Source organism: Streptomyces sp. NPDC048295 (assembly GCF_040652135.1).
Classification (GTDB): Bacteria; Actinomycetota; Actinomycetes; order Streptomycetales; family Streptomycetaceae; genus Streptomyces.
This window is the reverse complement of the sequence record NZ_JBEZLL010000006.1, coordinates 242,952-258,288: the sequence shown is the minus strand read 5'-3', so window position 1 is coordinate 258,288 and position 15,337 is coordinate 242,952. Positions and strand designations below refer to the sequence as shown.

The window sequence follows — 15,337 nt, the reverse complement described above, 5'->3', positions numbered from 1 at the left end:
CCGGTCCGGGGCCCCGTCGCATGGGTTCGGGGCCTTACGCGTCGGCCAGCGCCAGTGTCCTCCTGGCCGAGGCCACCACCGCCGCGTCGACGAACCGGCCGTCCGGCAGGGCCAGCGCGCCCTCGTCCGTCACGGCCGCCGCCACGATCTCCGCCGCCGCCTCGACCTCCCTCGGCGTCGGGCGGTACGCCCGCTCGATCACCGGGAGCTGGCGGGGATGGATCGCGGCCCGGCCCAGGAAGCCCAGCGCACGGCCGTGCGCGCAGGATGCCCACAGCCCGTCCAGGTCCCGGACGTCCGGGAACACCGACTGGGCGGGCGGGGCCAGTCCGGCCGCGCGGGCGGCGACCACCACCCGGCTGCGCGACCAGTCGAGCCCGGCGTCCTCCCGTACCCCCAGATCGGCCCGGAGGTCCGCCTCGCCGAGGGCGATGGAACGCACCTGGGGATGGGAGGAGGCGACCGAGTACGCGTGCTCGATGCCGAGCGCCGACTCCAGCAGCGGACAGAGCGCGACGCCCGGTGCCACGGCCGCGATGTGATGGACGGACGCCGCGTGCGTGATCTTGGGCAGCCGCAGCTCGGCGAGGCCCGGCAGCCCGGCCAGGGCGAGGATGTCCCCCTCGGTGTGGACCCGGACATGGATCGGCACGGCCGCCTCCCCGGCCGCTTCGGACAGCAATTCGGCGGTGGCCGAGCGCGCGTACTCCTTGCGGTCCGGCGCCACCGCGTCCTCCAGATCCACGATCACCACGTCCGCGCCCGAATCCCGTGCCTTGCGCACCACCTCCGGCCGGTCCCCGGGGACGTACAGCCAGGTGAGCGGGACCGCCGCCGTCACAGCACCCGCTCCGCCCGCAGCGCGGCGATCTCCGGGGCCGACAGCCCCAGACCGGTCAGGATCTCCTCGGTGTCCGCGCCGTGCGGCCGGCCCGCCCAGCGGATCGCGCCCGGCGTCGCCGAGAGGCGGAAGAGCACGTTCTGCATCCTCAGCGGACCCAGCTCCGGGTCGTCGACCACGGTGACGGAGTCCAGCGCCCGGTACTGCGGGTCCTCCATCACGTCCTGCACGTCGTGGATCGGTGCGATGGCCGCCTCCGCCTTCTCGAAGGCCGAGACCGCCTCCTCCCGGGTGTGCCGGGCGATCCAGTTGCCGACCGCCCCGTCGAGCTCGTCGGCGTGCTCGGCGCGGGTGGCGCCGGAGGCGAACCACGGCTCGTCGATCAGCTCGGCCCGGCCGACCAGGCGCATCACCCGCTCCGCGATCGACTGCGCGGAGGTGGAGACCGCCACCCAGTGCCCGTCCGAGGTGCGGTAGGTGTTGCGCGGGGCGTTGTTCCGGGAGCGGTTGCCGGTGCGCGGCTGTACGTAGCCGAGCTGGTCGTACCAGATGGGCTGCGGGCCGAGCACGGTCAGGATCGGCTCGATGATCGCCATGTCGACGATCTGCCCCTGACCGGTGCGCTCGCGCCCGGCGAGCGCGGCCATCACGGCGTACGCGGTGGCCAGCGCCGCGATCGAGTCGGCGAGCCCGAACGGGGGCAGCGTGGGCGGCCCGTCCGGCTCCCCGGTGATCGCGGCGAACCCGCTCATCGCCTCGGCCAGGGTGCCGAAGCCGGGGCGGTGCGCGTACGGGCCGAACTGCCCGAAGCCGGTGACCCTGACCAGGACCAGCCGCGGGTTGACCGCGTGCAGCTCCGGCCAGCCCAGACCCCAGCGCTCCAGTGTGCCCGGCCGGAAGTTCTCGATGATCACATCCGTCTCGGCGGCCAGCCGGAGCAGGACGTCACGGCCGCCGGGGGCGGACAGGTCGAGGGTCAGATTGCGCTTGTTGCGGCCGAGCAGCTTCCACCACAGGCCGACGCCGTCCTTGGTGGGGCCGTGGCCGCGCGAGGGGTCGGGCCTGCGCGGATGCTCGACCTTGATCACCTCGGCGCCGAAGTCGCCGAGCATGGTGGCGGAGAGCGGACCGGCGAAGAGCGTGGCGAGGTCGACGACCCGCAGCCCGGTCAGGGGGGCCTGCGCGGGCGCGGTCATGCGGCGTCGATCTCGGTGCGGTACGGCATGGAGGTCGAGGCGCCCGGCCGCTGGACGCAGAGCGCGGCGGCCGACGACGCCCAGGCCAGGGACTCCGGTACGGGCCGTCGCTCGCCGAGCGCGACCGCCAGCGTGCCGACGAAGGTGTCGCCCGCCCCGGTGGTGTCGACGGCGGTGACCTCGGGGGCGGGGAAGAGGACGGGCTCGCCGCCCCGGGCCGCGTACAGGCAGCCCTTCGCGCCGAGCGTGACGATCACCGCGGGCACCTGGCTGAGCAGATGGCGCGCTGCCGCGTGAGGGTCGGAGAAGCCGGTCAGTGCGGCCGCCTCGTGCTCGTTGGGGATCAACAGATCGACGCAGTCAAGGAGTTCGCCGGGCAGGGGCTGCACGGGGGAGGGGGTGAGGATGGTCCGTACGCCCTGGGCGTGGGCCACCCGTGCGCCCTCGATCACCGCGGACAGCGGCAGCTCCAGCTGGAGCAGCAGCAGATCGGCGCCCGCGATGGCGGCCATCTCCCCGGGGCCGAGGGCGGTGACGGTGCCGTTGGCGCCGGGGACCACCACGATGGAGTTGGCGCCCGTGTCGTCGACGACGATGTGCGCGGTACCGCTGGGGCCCTCGGCGGTGTGCAGCAGATCGGTGTCGAGGCCCGCGTGCTCCAGACCGGCCCGGAGCAGTTCGCCGTACGAGTCGTCGCCCACCGCGCCGATCATCGTCACATCGCCGCCCGCGCGGACGGCGGCGACGGCCTGGTTGGCGCCCTTGCCGCCGGGGACGGTGCGGAACTCCCGCCCGGTGACGGTCTCTCCGGGCCCGGGAGCCCGTGCAACGTACGCGACGAGGTCCATATTGGTGCTCCCGAGCACCGCGATGCGGGTCATGGGCACAGCGCCTCCTTCTGGGTGAGCCGGTGGGTCTGTTCGGCGAGTTCGTCGAAGCCGATGGAGTCGAAACCGGGGACGGACGAGGCGAGACGGTTCCTCAGCGGGGTGGTCCAGCGGCCGGGCAGCAGCGCGGGGGCCCCGGCCAGCAGACCGGCCAGCGAACCGGCGGTCGCGCCGTTGGAGTCGGTGTCCCAGCCACCCGACACCGCGCGGCAGATGGAGAGCGAGAAGTCGCCGTCGGCATGGGTGAGGGCGGCGGCGAGCAGCGCGGCGTTGGGCAGCACATGGACCCAGTGGTACCTGCCGTACTCGGCGTGCAGCCGGTCGGCCACCGCGTCGAAGCCGGCGCCGCTCCGGGCCGCCCCGACACCGAGGAGCACCGCGTGCGCGAACCGCGAGCGCGGTGGTACGACCCGCAGCCCGGCGGCCAGGCACCCGTGCACATCGCTCTCGCCCCCGGCCGCCTCGGCGAGCGCCGCGGCGGTGAACATCGCCCCGTACACCCCGTTGGCGGTGTGGCTGAGCACGGCGTCCCGGTGCGCCTGCTCGGCCGCGGCCGAGGGATCGCCCGGATGGGTCCAGCCGTGCACATCGGCCCGGATCTGCGCGCCGATCCATTCCCGGAACGGGTTGCGGTGCCGGGCGGTGTGCGGGGGCTCGATGCCGTCCAGCAGATTGCGGTACGCGACCCGCTCGGCGGTGAAGGTCCGGCCGGCCGGGAGTTCGTCGAGCCAGAGCCTCGCGAGATCCCCGGTGGTGAAGGAGGGGCCGTGCCGCTGGAGCAACAGCACAGTGAGCAAGGGGTAGTTGAGGTCGTCGTCCTCGGGCATGCCGTCGATGTTCTCGGCCAGCGAGTTGGGTGCGGAGCGGCGGTTCCAGGGGTAGGTGGCGGCCAGCGGGGCGGGCAGGTTCTCGGCGGTGAACCAGGTGGCCAGCGGCCAGTTCCCGGTGGCGCGGGCCAGGGCGCGGATGCCCTCCAGCGGCAGCTTCTCGACGGGCTTGCCGAGCAGGCAGCCGGCCGCCCGGCCCAGCCATGCGGCGTGCAGCCGGTCCCGGCTCACCGGCGGCGCGTCGGGGCGGGGCGCCGGCCAGTCCGGGCACGCGGCCCGGATCGCGGCCAGCTCCGTCGGTTCGTCCTTCTCCAACGGTGATTCCAGCAGGGCGAGTTCATCGAGCAGCCGCTCCGCGAGGGTGCGCAGCTCCGGCGCCGGAGGCGTGGAGGCGCCCGCGCGCTCCGGGGCGGGGGCGCCGCCCGCCTCGTACCACCGGCGTGCGACGGCCCGTGCGTCCCGTCCGTCCTCGGCCGCCTGCCGCAGTTCGTGCCCGACGAGGTCCTCGGGCTGCACCCATGTCACCCGTACGGTCATGGCGTACCCGCCAGTGCGGCGAACGCCGACTCGTGCGCGCGGCGCCGGGCCGTGTCCCGTACGAACACCTCACGGGCGACGTCCGTCAGGGTCCGCGCGGGTGTGCGCAGATCGAGGCGGCTGGCCTCGGCGACCGTTTTCACCCAGGTGGCGGGGATCGCCCGTTCCCCGTGGAGCGCGCCCGCGACGGCGCCGCCCATCGTGGCGATCGAGTCGCAGTCCCGGCCGTAGTTGACCGAGCCGAGGACCGTGTGCCGGTAGTCGCCGTCCGCGACGAGCAGCATCCCGAGCGCGATCGGCAGCTCCTCGATGGCATGCAGCCGCGACGGCCGGCGGGCGCCGAGGGACGGGGCGCGGTAGTCGGGGCCGACCGTGTCGAAGGGGGCGACCGCTTCACGCAGCGGGGTCAGCGCGGACTCGAAGTCGCTGTGTCCGGAGGCCACTTCGCACACCGCCTCGATCGCCGACCGGGTGCCGTCCTTGGCGAGCGAGAGACAGGTTTCGACGACGCTCGTGGGGGTCGCGCCCGGGACGCAGGCGGCGGCGACGGCCGCCGCGAAGACCCCGGCCGCCTCCCTGCCGTAGCTCGACTGGTGGGCACCGGCGACATCCAGCGCCTCGGCGTACGCGGCCTCGGGGTGGGCGGCGTTGACCAGGCCGACCGGGGCCATGTACATCGCCGCACCGCAGTTGACGATGTTCCCGTTGCCGGCCTCGCGCGGATCGACATGGCCGTAGTGCAGCCGGGCGACGATCCACTTCTCGGCGAGGAAGATCCGCTGGAGCGGCAGTGCCTCGGCCTCCAGCTCCGGGATCCAGCGGGGGCCCGAGATCAGCTCGGGCACGAGATGCCCGGCGACCGCGTAGGCGTCCAGATGGTCGCGCACCGCGCCGTACACCCGTACCAGCGCATGGGTCATCAAGGTGTCGTCGGTGACGTGCCCGTCGCCCTTGTGGTACGGGGCGATGGGGCGTGCGGTACGCCAGTTCTCGCCGTCCCACGGGCCCACGACGCCGTCGATCCGCCCGCCGTGACGGGCCACGATCTGCTCGGGGGACCGGCCCTCCACCGGACCGCCGAGCGCGTCGCCGACGGCGGCGCCGACGAGTGCGCCCGTGATCCGTTCATCGAGTGCGAGTGTCGTGGGTCCGGCCTCGGGCCGCAGGGGCATCGTGGATGTCATGTCCGAATTGTCCACCCGGGGGCTTCGGTTCCGTGTCTGCCAGCAGCCCGGCGAGTTCGATGAGATCGGTCCCGGCGAGCCGGGGCAGCGCACAGCCCGCGAGGGTGCGGCAGGCCTCGCGCCAGCCGTCCGGGACGGCGCCGATTCCGCCGAGCGCACCGGTCAGCGCACCGGCCAGCGCGGGTGCCGAGTCGGCCACCCGCGACAGGCAGGCGGCGGCGGGAACGGCCTGGGCGATCTGGCCGCGGGCGGCGGTGGCCAGGGCGAGAGCGACCGGGACGGTCTCGGCGGCGGCGATCCCGTAGCTGTAGACATGGTCGACGATCTGGTGCTCCAGCACCGGTACCAGTGCGAAGGCGCCCGCCGCCTCCCCGACGAAGTCACGGGCGATCCGGACGGCGTGGGCGGCGTTGCGGGCGATCTCGGTGCCGTCGGGGAGCTGGGCGAGCGCGGCGTTCACCGCGGTGTCCACGTCCGCGCCGCCGAGCGCCTCGGCGACCGCCGCCGCCATCGCGCGGGCCCCGTGGACCCCGTCGCCGTCCTGGGTGTAGCGCGCGTCGAACTCGGCGAGATCGGCGGCGGCCGCGGGGTCCGCGGGGTGGGCGACGGCGAGCACGGCGGCCCGTACACAGGCCGCGTCGTCGAAGTAGTGCGGGTTGTCGTGGCCGGTGGCGGGCGGGCGCAGCCCGGCGGCGAGATTGCCGAGCCCGGCCCGTACCGAGATCCGGGCCCGCAGCGGGAGCACCGCGGATTCGACCTCGGGGGCACGGGCGGCGGCCGCGGCGACCTCGGCCGCCAGGGCGTTCCAGGCGACGTCCACGGCGGCCCGCAGCCGGCGTCCGGGGGAGAGCCCGTGCAGCGGACCGGCCGCAGAGGTGAGCAGGGTCCCGGCGGCGAAGGCCGCCCATTCGGCGTCGTCGGAGGGACCCAGCCGCAACGGCTCGGGCGGCTGGTTGAGCGCGATGGGGACGGGCAGCGTGGTCGTGGCGTTCTGCTCGGCGAAGGTGTCGAGCTCCCGGGTCAGCCGCCGGGTCCACTCGGGCATCCGGGCCGCACGGTGCCGTGCGGCGGGCCACCCGGCGGCATCCCCGGCGGCGAGCCCGAGCAGCAGCCCCTCGATCCGGGCCCGGTGCCCGGCGGTGGAGCGGGTACGGGGACGGGCGGCCGGGGACGCGGGGGCACGGGGGGTGCCAGCATCGGCGGGCCGCGTGGGCCGCGTGCCCGCGTCCGCGGGTGAACGGTGCCCGGCCGGGGCCCCGTCGCCGGGGCGGCCGGCGCGCGCGGTGGCGTTCTCGTGCGCCCGGTCCGCCTCGTACACCCCGCCCGCGTCGTCGGCCTCGTCCGGGGTGAGCAACTCCGCGATCTCCAGGACGTGATGGCCCCGCATGGTCGGCAGACAGCTGCCCCGGACCGGGCCGATCGCGTCCCCCCACTGCGGCGGGATCGCGCTCTCCCCGTGCAGGGCGCCGGCCAGGGCCCCCGCCACCGCGGCCGTGGTGTCCGCGTCGCGGCCCATGTTGACCGCCGTCAGCACCGCCGTACGGAAGTCCCCGCGCGCCGCCGCGAACGCCCCGAAGGCCAGGCCCACCGCCTCGGGCGCCAGGTCCGTCCACGGGTAGCCGCCGATCACCACCGCGGAGCGCACCGCGCGCTCCATGGTGAGCCGGTCGGGGTGGGCGCGCTGCGCGGCGGTCACCGCGCGCCGCAGCGAACGCGCCGTCCAGGAGTCCATGGGGACGACCGACAGTGCGGCGGCGATCACCGACGTGACCCCGGCACCCGTCATCGCGGCGGCCACCCCGGCCGCCACCGCCTGGCCGCCGTAGATGCCCTCCCCGTCATGGCTGACCCGCCCGTCCACCGCGACCAGCCGCGCCGCCTCGGCCGGCCGGCCCGCCGCGAAGACCCCGAACGGTGCCGCTCTCATCGCCAGGCCGTCGCTCCAGGCGTGCCGGTGCTGGGCGGAGATCGGGGCGGCGAGCCCCCGGCGCAGGTTCTCCAGCGTCCCCCGTTCGCTGAACCCGGCACCGCGGAACTGCCCCTCGTCGAGATCGGCGATCCACAGATGCCAGGCCCGCTCCACCTGCGTGACGGTCAGCGCGGAGCCGTGCCGGGCGAGCAGCAGCCCGGAGAAGATCGCATACTCCGTGTCGTCGGTCCCCGCGGGGTCGTCGCTCACGAAGCCCTCGATCCGGCCCCAGCGGTGGCGGATCTCCGACGGCCGCAGATTCTCCGCGGGCGCGCCCAGCGCGTCCCCGACGGCGAGACCGAGCAGGCAGCCGCGGGCCCGGTCGGCGAGGTCCTTCCGGGGCACCTCGGGCCGGCCGGTGCCGCCCGTCCGCGGCTCCGCCGGATCTCCTGTGATCAACTCCATCGCGTCGACCCTCCGCTCGCGCCGAGCCAGTTCTCGTACTCCCTCGATCTGTGCCACGCGGAGCCCCGACAGAGGCCGACCATCACAACAAAAGGGCCAGTCGGATGAAGGGTCAGAACCGGCAAGGCAGGCCGTACTTACCTGCTCACGGAGGGTGGTAAGTACGGCCTGCCTTGCTGGCGGGAGGCGTTTTTCGTGCGTACTTTCGATGGTGTCGAGCGGGGGCGGGGCGAGTGGATTCCGCCGCCGGAGAAGGGGAGAGCTGTGTCCATCATCGAGACCGACGCCGTACTGCACGAAGCACATCGCGACAACCACACCCACCGTGACGTGAACGGCGGCTGGCTGCGTCCGGCGGTGTTCGGTGCCATGGACGGGCTGGTCTCCAACCTCGCGCTGATGACCGGCGTCGCGGGCGGCTCGGTCTCCCAGCAGACGATCGTGATCACCGGCCTGGCGGGGCTGGCCGCCGGTGCGTTCTCCATGGCGGCCGGCGAATACACCTCCGTGGCCTCGCAGCGCGAGCTCGTCGAGGCCGAACTCGACGTCGAGCGGCGGGAGTTGCGCAAGCACCCCAAGGACGAGGAGCGGGAGCTCGCCGAGCTCTACGAGTCCCGGGGCGTGGAACCCGAGCTCGCCCGCGAGGTCGCGCGGCAGCTGTCGCGCGACCCGGAGCAGGCCCTGGAGATACACGCCCGCGAGGAGCTGGGCATCGACCCCGGCGATCTGCCCTCGCCGCTCGTCGCCGCGGTGTCGTCGTTCGGCGCCTTCGCGCTGGGCGCCCTGCTGCCCGTGCTGCCGTATCTGCTCGGGGCGAGCGCGCTGTGGCCGGCCGTGCTGCTCGCACTGGTCGGGCTGTTCGCCTGCGGCGCGGTGGTGGCCAGGGTGACGGCCCGCAGCTGGCTGTACAGCGGGCTGCGCCAGCTGGCGCTCGGCGGGGCCGCGGCGGCCATCACCTACGGGCTGGGCACGCTGTTCGGTGTGGCCGTCGGGAGCTGACCCCGCGAAGATCCGGGCACCCATTCCCGCAGGCGGGCATGGGTGCCCGTCGCATGTCCGCCATCCGTGTGACGTACGTCTTGGTGACTGCCACTGGGCGGAGCAGCTCCCACGGGCGTAAAATGAGTCCCTATGCATGGCTGCACATAAGTAGCCATTTCCCGGCGGTTTCATTTCCTTTGCCGCCGGGCAAGCCGTAGACACCGCGGGCAACGACGCCTGCTCTCTGCGGTCCCCCAGGGCGCCGATCCTCCGACTGCGACCCACCCCCACTGCCTCGGGCGGTGTCCGTATGTTGGAACGAACTATCCGCTTCTTGAGAAGCGCCCCATCATGTAACCTGCACGAAATTTCGCAGAGGGCCAACGTCGTCCCTCGGCACTGCACATGCCACGACGACGACGGGAGAGCCAATGCGTTCCGACGCCTGGTCGCCCATGGACGGTCGCCCCGCCCAGCAGGGGATGTACGACCCCCGTAACGAGCACGACGCCTGTGGTGTCGGGTTCGTGGCCACTCTGACCGGTGTGGCCAGCCATGAGCTGGTCGAGCAGGCGCTGACCGTACTGCGCAATCTCGAACACCGCGGTGCCACCGGATCCGAGCCCGACTCCGGCGACGGCGCCGGGATCCTCCTCCAGGTGCCGCACGCCTTCCTGCGCGAAGAGACCGCCTTCGACCTCCCCGAGGCCGGCGGCTACGCCGTCGGAATCGCCTTCCTGCCCGCCGACGACTCCACCGAGGCCGTCCGCAAGCTGGAGAAGATCGCCACCGAGGAGGGCCTGAAGGTCCTCGGCTGGCGCCAGGTCCCCGTCACCCCCGGCATCCTCGGCAAGGGCGCCCGCGCCACCATGCCCGAGTTCCGGCAGCTCTTCGTGGCGGACGGCGAGAACACCGGCATCGCCCTCGACCGCAAGGCCTTCGTACTGCGCAAGCGCGCCGAGCGGGAGGCCGGGGTGTACTTCCCCTCGCTCTCCGCCCGCACGATCGTCTACAAGGGCATGCTCACCACCGGACAGCTGGAGCCGTTCTTCCCGGACCTCTCCGACAGCCGCTTCGCCACCGCGGTCGCCCTGGTCCACTCGCGGTTCTCCACCAACACCTTCCCGAGCTGGCCGCTCGCCCACCCGTACCGCTTCGTCGCGCACAACGGCGAGATCAACACGGTCAAGGGCAACCGCAACTGGATGAAGGCCCGCGAGTCCCAGCTCGCGTCGAGCCTCTTCGGTACGGAGCAGCTCGACCGGATCTTCCCCGTCTGCACCCCCGACGCCTCCGACTCCGCCTCCTTCGACGAGGTCCTGGAGCTGCTCCACCTCGGTGGCCGTTCACTGCCGCACTCGGTGCTGATGATGGTCCCCGAGGCGTGGGAGAACCACGACTTCATGGACCCGGCCCGCCGCGCCTTCTACCAGTACCACTCCACGATGATGGAGCCCTGGGACGGCCCGGCCTGCGTCACCTTCACCGACGGCACCCAGGTCGGCGCGGTCCTGGACCGCAACGGTCTGCGACCCGGCCGCTACTGGGTCACCGACGACGGCCTCGTCGTGCTCTCCTCCGAGGTGGGTGTCCTGGACATCGACCCCGCGAAGGTCGTCCGCAAGGGCCGCCTCCAGCCCGGGAGGATGTTCCTCGTCGACACGGCCGAGGGCCGCATCATCGAGGACGACGAGATCAAGGCCGCCCTCGCCGCCGAGCAGCCGTACGGAGACTGGCTGGAGACCGGCGAGATCGAGCTGGAGGACCTCCCCGAGCGGGAGCACATCGTGCACACGCACGCCTCCGTCACCCGCCGCCAGCAGACCTTCGGCTACACCGAGGAAGAGCTCCGCGTCATCCTCGCGCCGATGGCCCGCACCGCCGGCGAGCCGCTCGGCTCGATGGGCACGGACTCGCCGATCGCCGCGCTCTCCGAGCGCCCCCGGCTGCTCTTCGACTACTTCACCCAGCTGTTCGCGCAGGTCACCAACCCGCCGCTGGACGCCATCCGCGAGGAGCTCGTCACCTCGCTGCGCTCCACGCTCGGCCCGTCGGGCAACCTGCTGGAGCCGACCGCCGCCTCGTGCCGCAGCGTCACGCTGCCGTTCCCGGTGATCGACAACGACGAGCTGGCCAAGCTGATACACATCAACGCCGACGGCGACATGCCGGGCATGAAGGCCGCCACGCTCTCCGGTCTCTACCGGGTCGGCGGCGGCGGCGAGTCGCTGGCCGCGCGGATCGAGGAGATCTGCACCGAGGTCGACGCCGCCATCGAGGACGGCGCCCGCCTGGTCGTCCTCTCCGACCGGCACTCCGACGCCGAGCACGCCCCGATCCCGTCGCTGCTGCTCACCTCGTCCGTCCACCACCACCTCATCCGCACCAAGCAGCGCACCCAGGTGGGTCTGCTGGTCGAGGCCGGGGACGTTCGCGAGGTCCACCACGTCGCGCTGCTCATCGGCTACGGCGCCGCCGCGGTCAACCCGTACCTCGCGATGGAGTCCGTCGAGGACCTGGTCCGCGCCGGTACGTTCATCGAGGGCATCGAGCCCGAGAAGGCCATCCGGAACCTGATCTACGCGCTCGGCAAGGGCGTCCTGAAGGTCATGTCCAAGATGGGCATCTCGACGGTCGCCTCCTACCGGGGCGCCCAGGTCTTCGAGGCCGTCGGCCTGGACGAGGAATTCGTCGCGAAGTACTTCAACGGCACCGCCACCAAGATCGGCGGCGCCGGCCTCGACGTCATCGCCAAGGAGGTCGCCGCCCGGCACGCCAAGGCCTACCCCGCCTCCGGCATCTCCGCCTCGCACCGCGCGCTGGAGATCGGCGGCGAGTACCAGTGGCGCCGCGAGGGCGAGCCGCACCTGTTCGACCCGGAGACGGTCTTCCGCCTCCAGCACGCCACACGCAACAAGCGCTACGACATCTTCAAGAAGTACACCGACCGGGTGAACGAGCAGTCCGAGCGGCTGATGACGCTCCGTGGTCTGTTCGGCTTCAGGAGTGACCGCGAGCCGATCTCCGTCGACGAGGTCGAGTCCGTCTCCGACATCGTCAAGCGCTTCTCCACCGGCGCCATGTCGTACGGCTCGATCTCCCGCGAGGCCCACGAGACACTCGCCATCGCGATGAACCAGCTGGGCGGCAAGTCCAACACCGGTGAGGGCGGCGAGGACGCCGACCGGCTCCACGACCCGGCGCGCCGCTCGGCCATCAAGCAGGTCGCCTCCGGCCGCTTCGGTGTGACCAGCGAGTACCTGGTCAACGCGGACGACATCCAGATCAAGATGGCGCAGGGCGCCAAGCCCGGCGAGGGCGGCCAGCTGCCCGGCCACAAGGTCTACCCGTGGGTCGCCAGGACCCGGCACTCCACCCCGGGTGTCGGTCTGATCTCGCCGCCGCCGCACCACGACATCTACTCCATCGAGGATCTGGCCCAGCTGATCCACGACCTCAAGAACGCCAACCCCGCGGCCCGCATCCACGTGAAGCTGGTCTCCGAGGTCGGGGTCGGCACGGTCGCCGCCGGTGTCTCCAAGGCCCACGCGGACGTCGTCCTGATCTCCGGCCACGACGGCGGCACCGGCGCCTCCCCGCTGACGAGCCTGAAGCACGCGGGCGGCCCCTGGGAGCTCGGCCTCGCCGAGACCCAGCAGACACTGCTGCTCAACGGGCTGCGCGACCGCATCGTCGTCCAGACCGACGGCCAGCTGAAGACCGGCCGCGACGTGGTCATCGCCGCGCTGCTGGGCGCCGAGGAGTTCGGTTTCGCGACCGCGCCGCTCGTCGTCTCCGGCTGCGTCATGATGCGCGTCTGCCACCTGGACACCTGCCCGGTCGGCATCGCCACCCAGAACCCCGTCCTGCGGGACCGCTTCTCCGGCAAGGCCGAGTACGTCGTCAACTTCTTCGAGTTCATCGCCCAGGAGGTCCGCGAGATCCTCGCCGAGCTGGGCTTCCGTACGGTCGAGGAGGCCGTCGGCCACGCCGAGCTGCTCGACACCGAACGTGCGATCACGCACTGGAAGGCACAGGGCCTCGACCTCAAGCCGCTGTTCCACGTCCCCGAGCTGCCCGAGGGCGCGGTCCGCCACCAGCGGATCGAGCAGGACCACGGCCTGGCCAAGGCCCTCGACAACGAGCTGATCAGGCTCGCCGCCGACGCCCTGAACGCGGACAGCGCCGAGACCGCCCAGCCCGTGCGGGCCCAGATCGCGATCCGCAACATCAACCGGACCGTCGGCACCATGCTCGGCCACGAGGTGACGAAGAAGTTCGGCGGCGCGGGTCTGCCGCAGGACACCATCGACATCACCTTCACCGGCTCCGCCGGCCAGTCCTTCGGCGCGTTCGTACCGAGCGGTGTGACGCTGCGCCTGGAGGGCGACGCCAACGACTACGTCGGCAAGGGCCTCTCCGGCGGCCGGGTCGTCGTCCGCCCGGACCGCGGCGCCGACCACCTCGCCGAGTACTCCACCATCGCGGGCAACACCATCGCCTACGGCGCCACCGGCGGCGAGCTGTTCCTGCGCGGCCGCACCGGTGAGCGGTTCTGCGTCCGCAACTCCGGCGCGACGGTCGTCTCGGAAGGCGTGGGCGACCACGGATGCGAGTACATGACCGGCGGTCACGCCGTCGTGCTCGGCGAGACCGGACGCAACTTCGCGGCCGGCATGTCGGGCGGTGTCGCGTACGTCGTCGACCTGAACCGCGACAACGTCAACACCGGGAACCTCGGCGCGATCGAGGAGCTCTCGGAGACCGACGGGCAGTGGCTGCACGACGTGGTGCGCCGCCACCGGGAGGAGACCGGTTCCACGGTCGCCGAGAAGCTGCTCGCCGAGTGGGACACCGCGGTGGCCCGCTTCAGCAAGATCATCCCGTCCACCTACAAGGCAGTGCTCGCCGCCAAGGACGCCGCTGAGCTCGCCGGTCTCTCCGAGCAGGAGACCACCGAGAAGATGATGGAGGCGGCGACCAATGGCTGACCCCAAGGGCTTCCTGACCACCGGGCGCGAGGTCGCCGAGACCCGCCCCGTGGGCGAGCGCGTCAAGGACTGGAACGAGGTCTACGTCCCGGGCTCGCTGCTCCCGGTCATCAGCAAGCAGGCCGGCCGCTGCATGGACTGCGGCATCCCGTTCTGCCACAACGGCTGCCCGCTCGGAAACCTCATCCCCGAGTGGAACGACTACGCCTACCGCGAGGACTGGGCGGCCGCGTCCGAGCGGCTGCACGCCACGAACAACTTCCCGGAGTTCACCGGGCGGCTCTGCCCGGCCCCGTGCGAGTCGGCGTGCGTGCTCGGCATCAACCAGCCGGCCGTCACCATCAAGAACGTCGAGGTCTCCATCATCGACAAGGCGTGGGGCAACGGTGACGTCACCCCGCAGCCGCCCGAGCGGCTCTCCGGCAAGACCGTCGCCGTGATCGGTTCGGGCCCGGCCGGTCTCGCCGCGGCCCAGCAGCTGACCCGGGCCGGCCACACGGTCGCCGTGTACGAGCGCGCGGACCGCATCGGAGGCCTTCTCCGCTACGGCATCCCCGAGTTCAAGATGGAGAAGTCGCACATCAACCGCCGCATCGAGCAGATGCGCGCGGAGGGCACCAAGTTCCGCACCGAGACGGAGATCGGCAAGGACATCGACGCCGCCAAGCTCCGCCGCCGGTACGACGCGGTCGTCATCGCCGCGGGTGCCACCGTCTCGCGCGACCTGCCCGTCCCGGGCCGTGAGCTGAACGGCGTGCACTTCGCCATGGAGTACCTGCCGCTGGCCAACAAGGTGCAGGAGGGCGACCTGACGGTCGCCCCGATCACCGCCGAGGGCAAGCACGTCGTCGTGATCGGCGGCGGCGACACCGGAGCCGACTGCGTCGGCACCGCCCACCGTCAGGGCGCGCTCTCCGTCACCCAGCTGGAGATCATGCCCCGGCCCGGCGAGGACCGGAACGCCAACCAGCCCTGGCCGACCTTCCCCATGCTCTACAAGGTGACCTCCGCGCACGAGGAGGGCGGCGAGCGGGTCTACTCCGTCTCCACCACCCACTTCGAGGGCGACGAGAACGGCGACGTCCAGGCGCTGCACCTGGTCGAGGTGGAGTTCAAGGACGGCAAACTGGAGCAGAAGCCCGGCACCGAGCGGTCCATCCCCGCGCAGCTGGTCACCCTCGCCATGGGCTTCACCGGCACCGACCAGGCCAACGGTCTGGTCCAGCAGTTCGGCCTCGAACTCGACGAGCGCGGCAACGTCGCGCGCGACGCGGACTTCGCCACCAACGTCGGCGGGGTCTTCGTCGCCGGTGACGCCGGCCGCGGCCAGTCCCTCATCGTGTGGGCCATCGCCGAGGGCCGCTCCGCGGCACGCGGGGTGGACCGCTACCTGACCGGAGCCAGCGCACTGCCGGCCCCGATCCGCCCGACGGACCGCGCACTGACGGTCTGATCACGGCACACACAGACGTCCCGCACAACGGCGTGCGGAACTGAACGCGGCGCCTGCCCGTCCCCG

At 72.6% G+C, this 15,337-nt stretch carries 9 protein-coding genes and 1 pseudogene; 3 read left to right on the top strand and 7 right to left on the bottom strand.

Going from position 1 to position 15,337, the window contains the following annotated elements; genetic code table 11:
- Positions 1-34: 34 nt before the first annotated feature.
- The 7 genes and pseudogenes from AB0D53_RS11635 to AB0D53_RS11605 all read right to left on the bottom strand — a co-directional run.
- Positions 35-841, bottom strand: coding sequence for an aldolase/citrate lyase family protein (locus AB0D53_RS11635; RefSeq protein ID WP_362443621.1), 807 nt, complete (start codon positions 839-841; stop codon positions 35-37).
- Positions 838-2,037: a CoA transferase gene (locus AB0D53_RS11630; protein ID WP_362443618.1), complete on the bottom strand. Its 1,200-nt coding sequence runs from the start codon at positions 2,035-2,037 to the stop codon at positions 838-840. The genes AB0D53_RS11635 and AB0D53_RS11630 overlap by 4 nt, the downstream gene beginning before the upstream one ends.
- A complete protein-coding gene (rbsK, locus tag AB0D53_RS11625) occupies positions 2,034-2,918 on the bottom strand; it encodes a ribokinase (protein ID WP_362443615.1) in 885 nt (294 codons plus the stop codon). Before rbsK ends, AB0D53_RS11630 begins: the two co-directional genes overlap by 4 nt.
- Positions 2,915-4,288 carry an ADP-ribosylglycohydrolase family protein gene (locus tag AB0D53_RS11620; protein ID WP_362443612.1) on the bottom strand — a complete coding sequence of 458 codons (1,374 nt, stop codon included), beginning with the start codon at positions 4,286-4,288 and terminating at the stop codon, positions 2,915-2,917. The genes rbsK and AB0D53_RS11620 overlap by 4 nt, the downstream gene beginning before the upstream one ends.
- Entirely contained in the window at positions 4,285-5,472 is a 1,188-nt protein-coding gene (locus tag AB0D53_RS11615; protein ID WP_362443609.1) for an ADP-ribosylglycohydrolase family protein, read from the bottom strand. Before AB0D53_RS11615 ends, AB0D53_RS11620 begins: the two co-directional genes overlap by 4 nt.
- Positions 5,414-6,592 (bottom strand): ADP-ribosylglycohydrolase family protein, encoded by a 1,179-nt coding sequence (locus AB0D53_RS11610; RefSeq protein ID WP_329817157.1) that lies wholly within the window; start codon positions 6,590-6,592, stop codon positions 5,414-5,416. Before AB0D53_RS11610 ends, AB0D53_RS11615 begins: the two co-directional genes overlap by 59 nt.
- 207 nt (positions 6,593-6,799) lie before the next feature.
- Positions 6,800-7,846 (bottom strand): annotated as a pseudogene (locus tag AB0D53_RS11605) (ADP-ribosylglycohydrolase family protein); the annotation flags it as partial.
- Between the two features lie 264 nt (positions 7,847-8,110).
- Between AB0D53_RS11605 and AB0D53_RS11600 the strand changes: the two are divergent.
- From AB0D53_RS11600 to AB0D53_RS11590, 3 genes are all read left to right on the top strand, one after another.
- The gene (locus tag AB0D53_RS11600; protein WP_362443606.1) at positions 8,111-8,845 is read left to right on the top strand and encodes a VIT1/CCC1 transporter family protein; all 735 of its coding nucleotides are present in this window, start codon (positions 8,111-8,113) and stop codon (positions 8,843-8,845) included.
- A 413-nt stretch (positions 8,846-9,258) separates the two neighbouring features.
- A complete protein-coding gene (gene gltB, locus AB0D53_RS11595) occupies positions 9,259-13,818 on the top strand; it encodes a glutamate synthase large subunit (protein ID WP_362443603.1) in 4,560 nt (1,519 codons plus the stop codon).
- The gene (locus AB0D53_RS11590; protein WP_362443600.1) at positions 13,811-15,271 is read left to right on the top strand and encodes a glutamate synthase subunit beta; all 1,461 of its coding nucleotides are present in this window, start codon (positions 13,811-13,813) and stop codon (positions 15,269-15,271) included. The genes gltB and AB0D53_RS11590 overlap by 8 nt, the downstream gene beginning before the upstream one ends.
- Positions 15,272-15,337: the final 66 nt, after the last annotated feature.

What these genes read in the sequence shown, in the direction of transcription:
- AB0D53_RS11630 (WP_362443618.1), bottom strand. Translation starts at nt 2,037, where the DNA reads ATGACCGCGCCCGCGCAGGCCCCCCTGACCGGGCTGCGGGTCGTCGAC.
- rbsK (WP_362443615.1), bottom strand. Translation starts at nt 2,918, where the DNA reads ATGACCCGCATCGCGGTGCTCGGGAGCACCAATATGGACCTCGTCGCG.
- AB0D53_RS11620 (WP_362443612.1), bottom strand. Translation starts at nt 4,288, where the DNA reads ATGACCGTACGGGTGACATGGGTGCAGCCCGAGGACCTCGTCGGGCAC.
- AB0D53_RS11615 (WP_362443609.1), bottom strand. Translation starts at nt 5,472, where the DNA reads ATGACATCCACGATGCCCCTGCGGCCCGAGGCCGGACCCACGACACTC.
- gltB (WP_362443603.1), top strand. Translation starts at nt 9,259, where the DNA reads ATGCGTTCCGACGCCTGGTCGCCCATGGACGGTCGCCCCGCCCAGCAG.
- AB0D53_RS11590 (WP_362443600.1), top strand. Translation starts at nt 13,811, where the DNA reads ATGGCTGACCCCAAGGGCTTCCTGACCACCGGGCGCGAGGTCGCCGAG.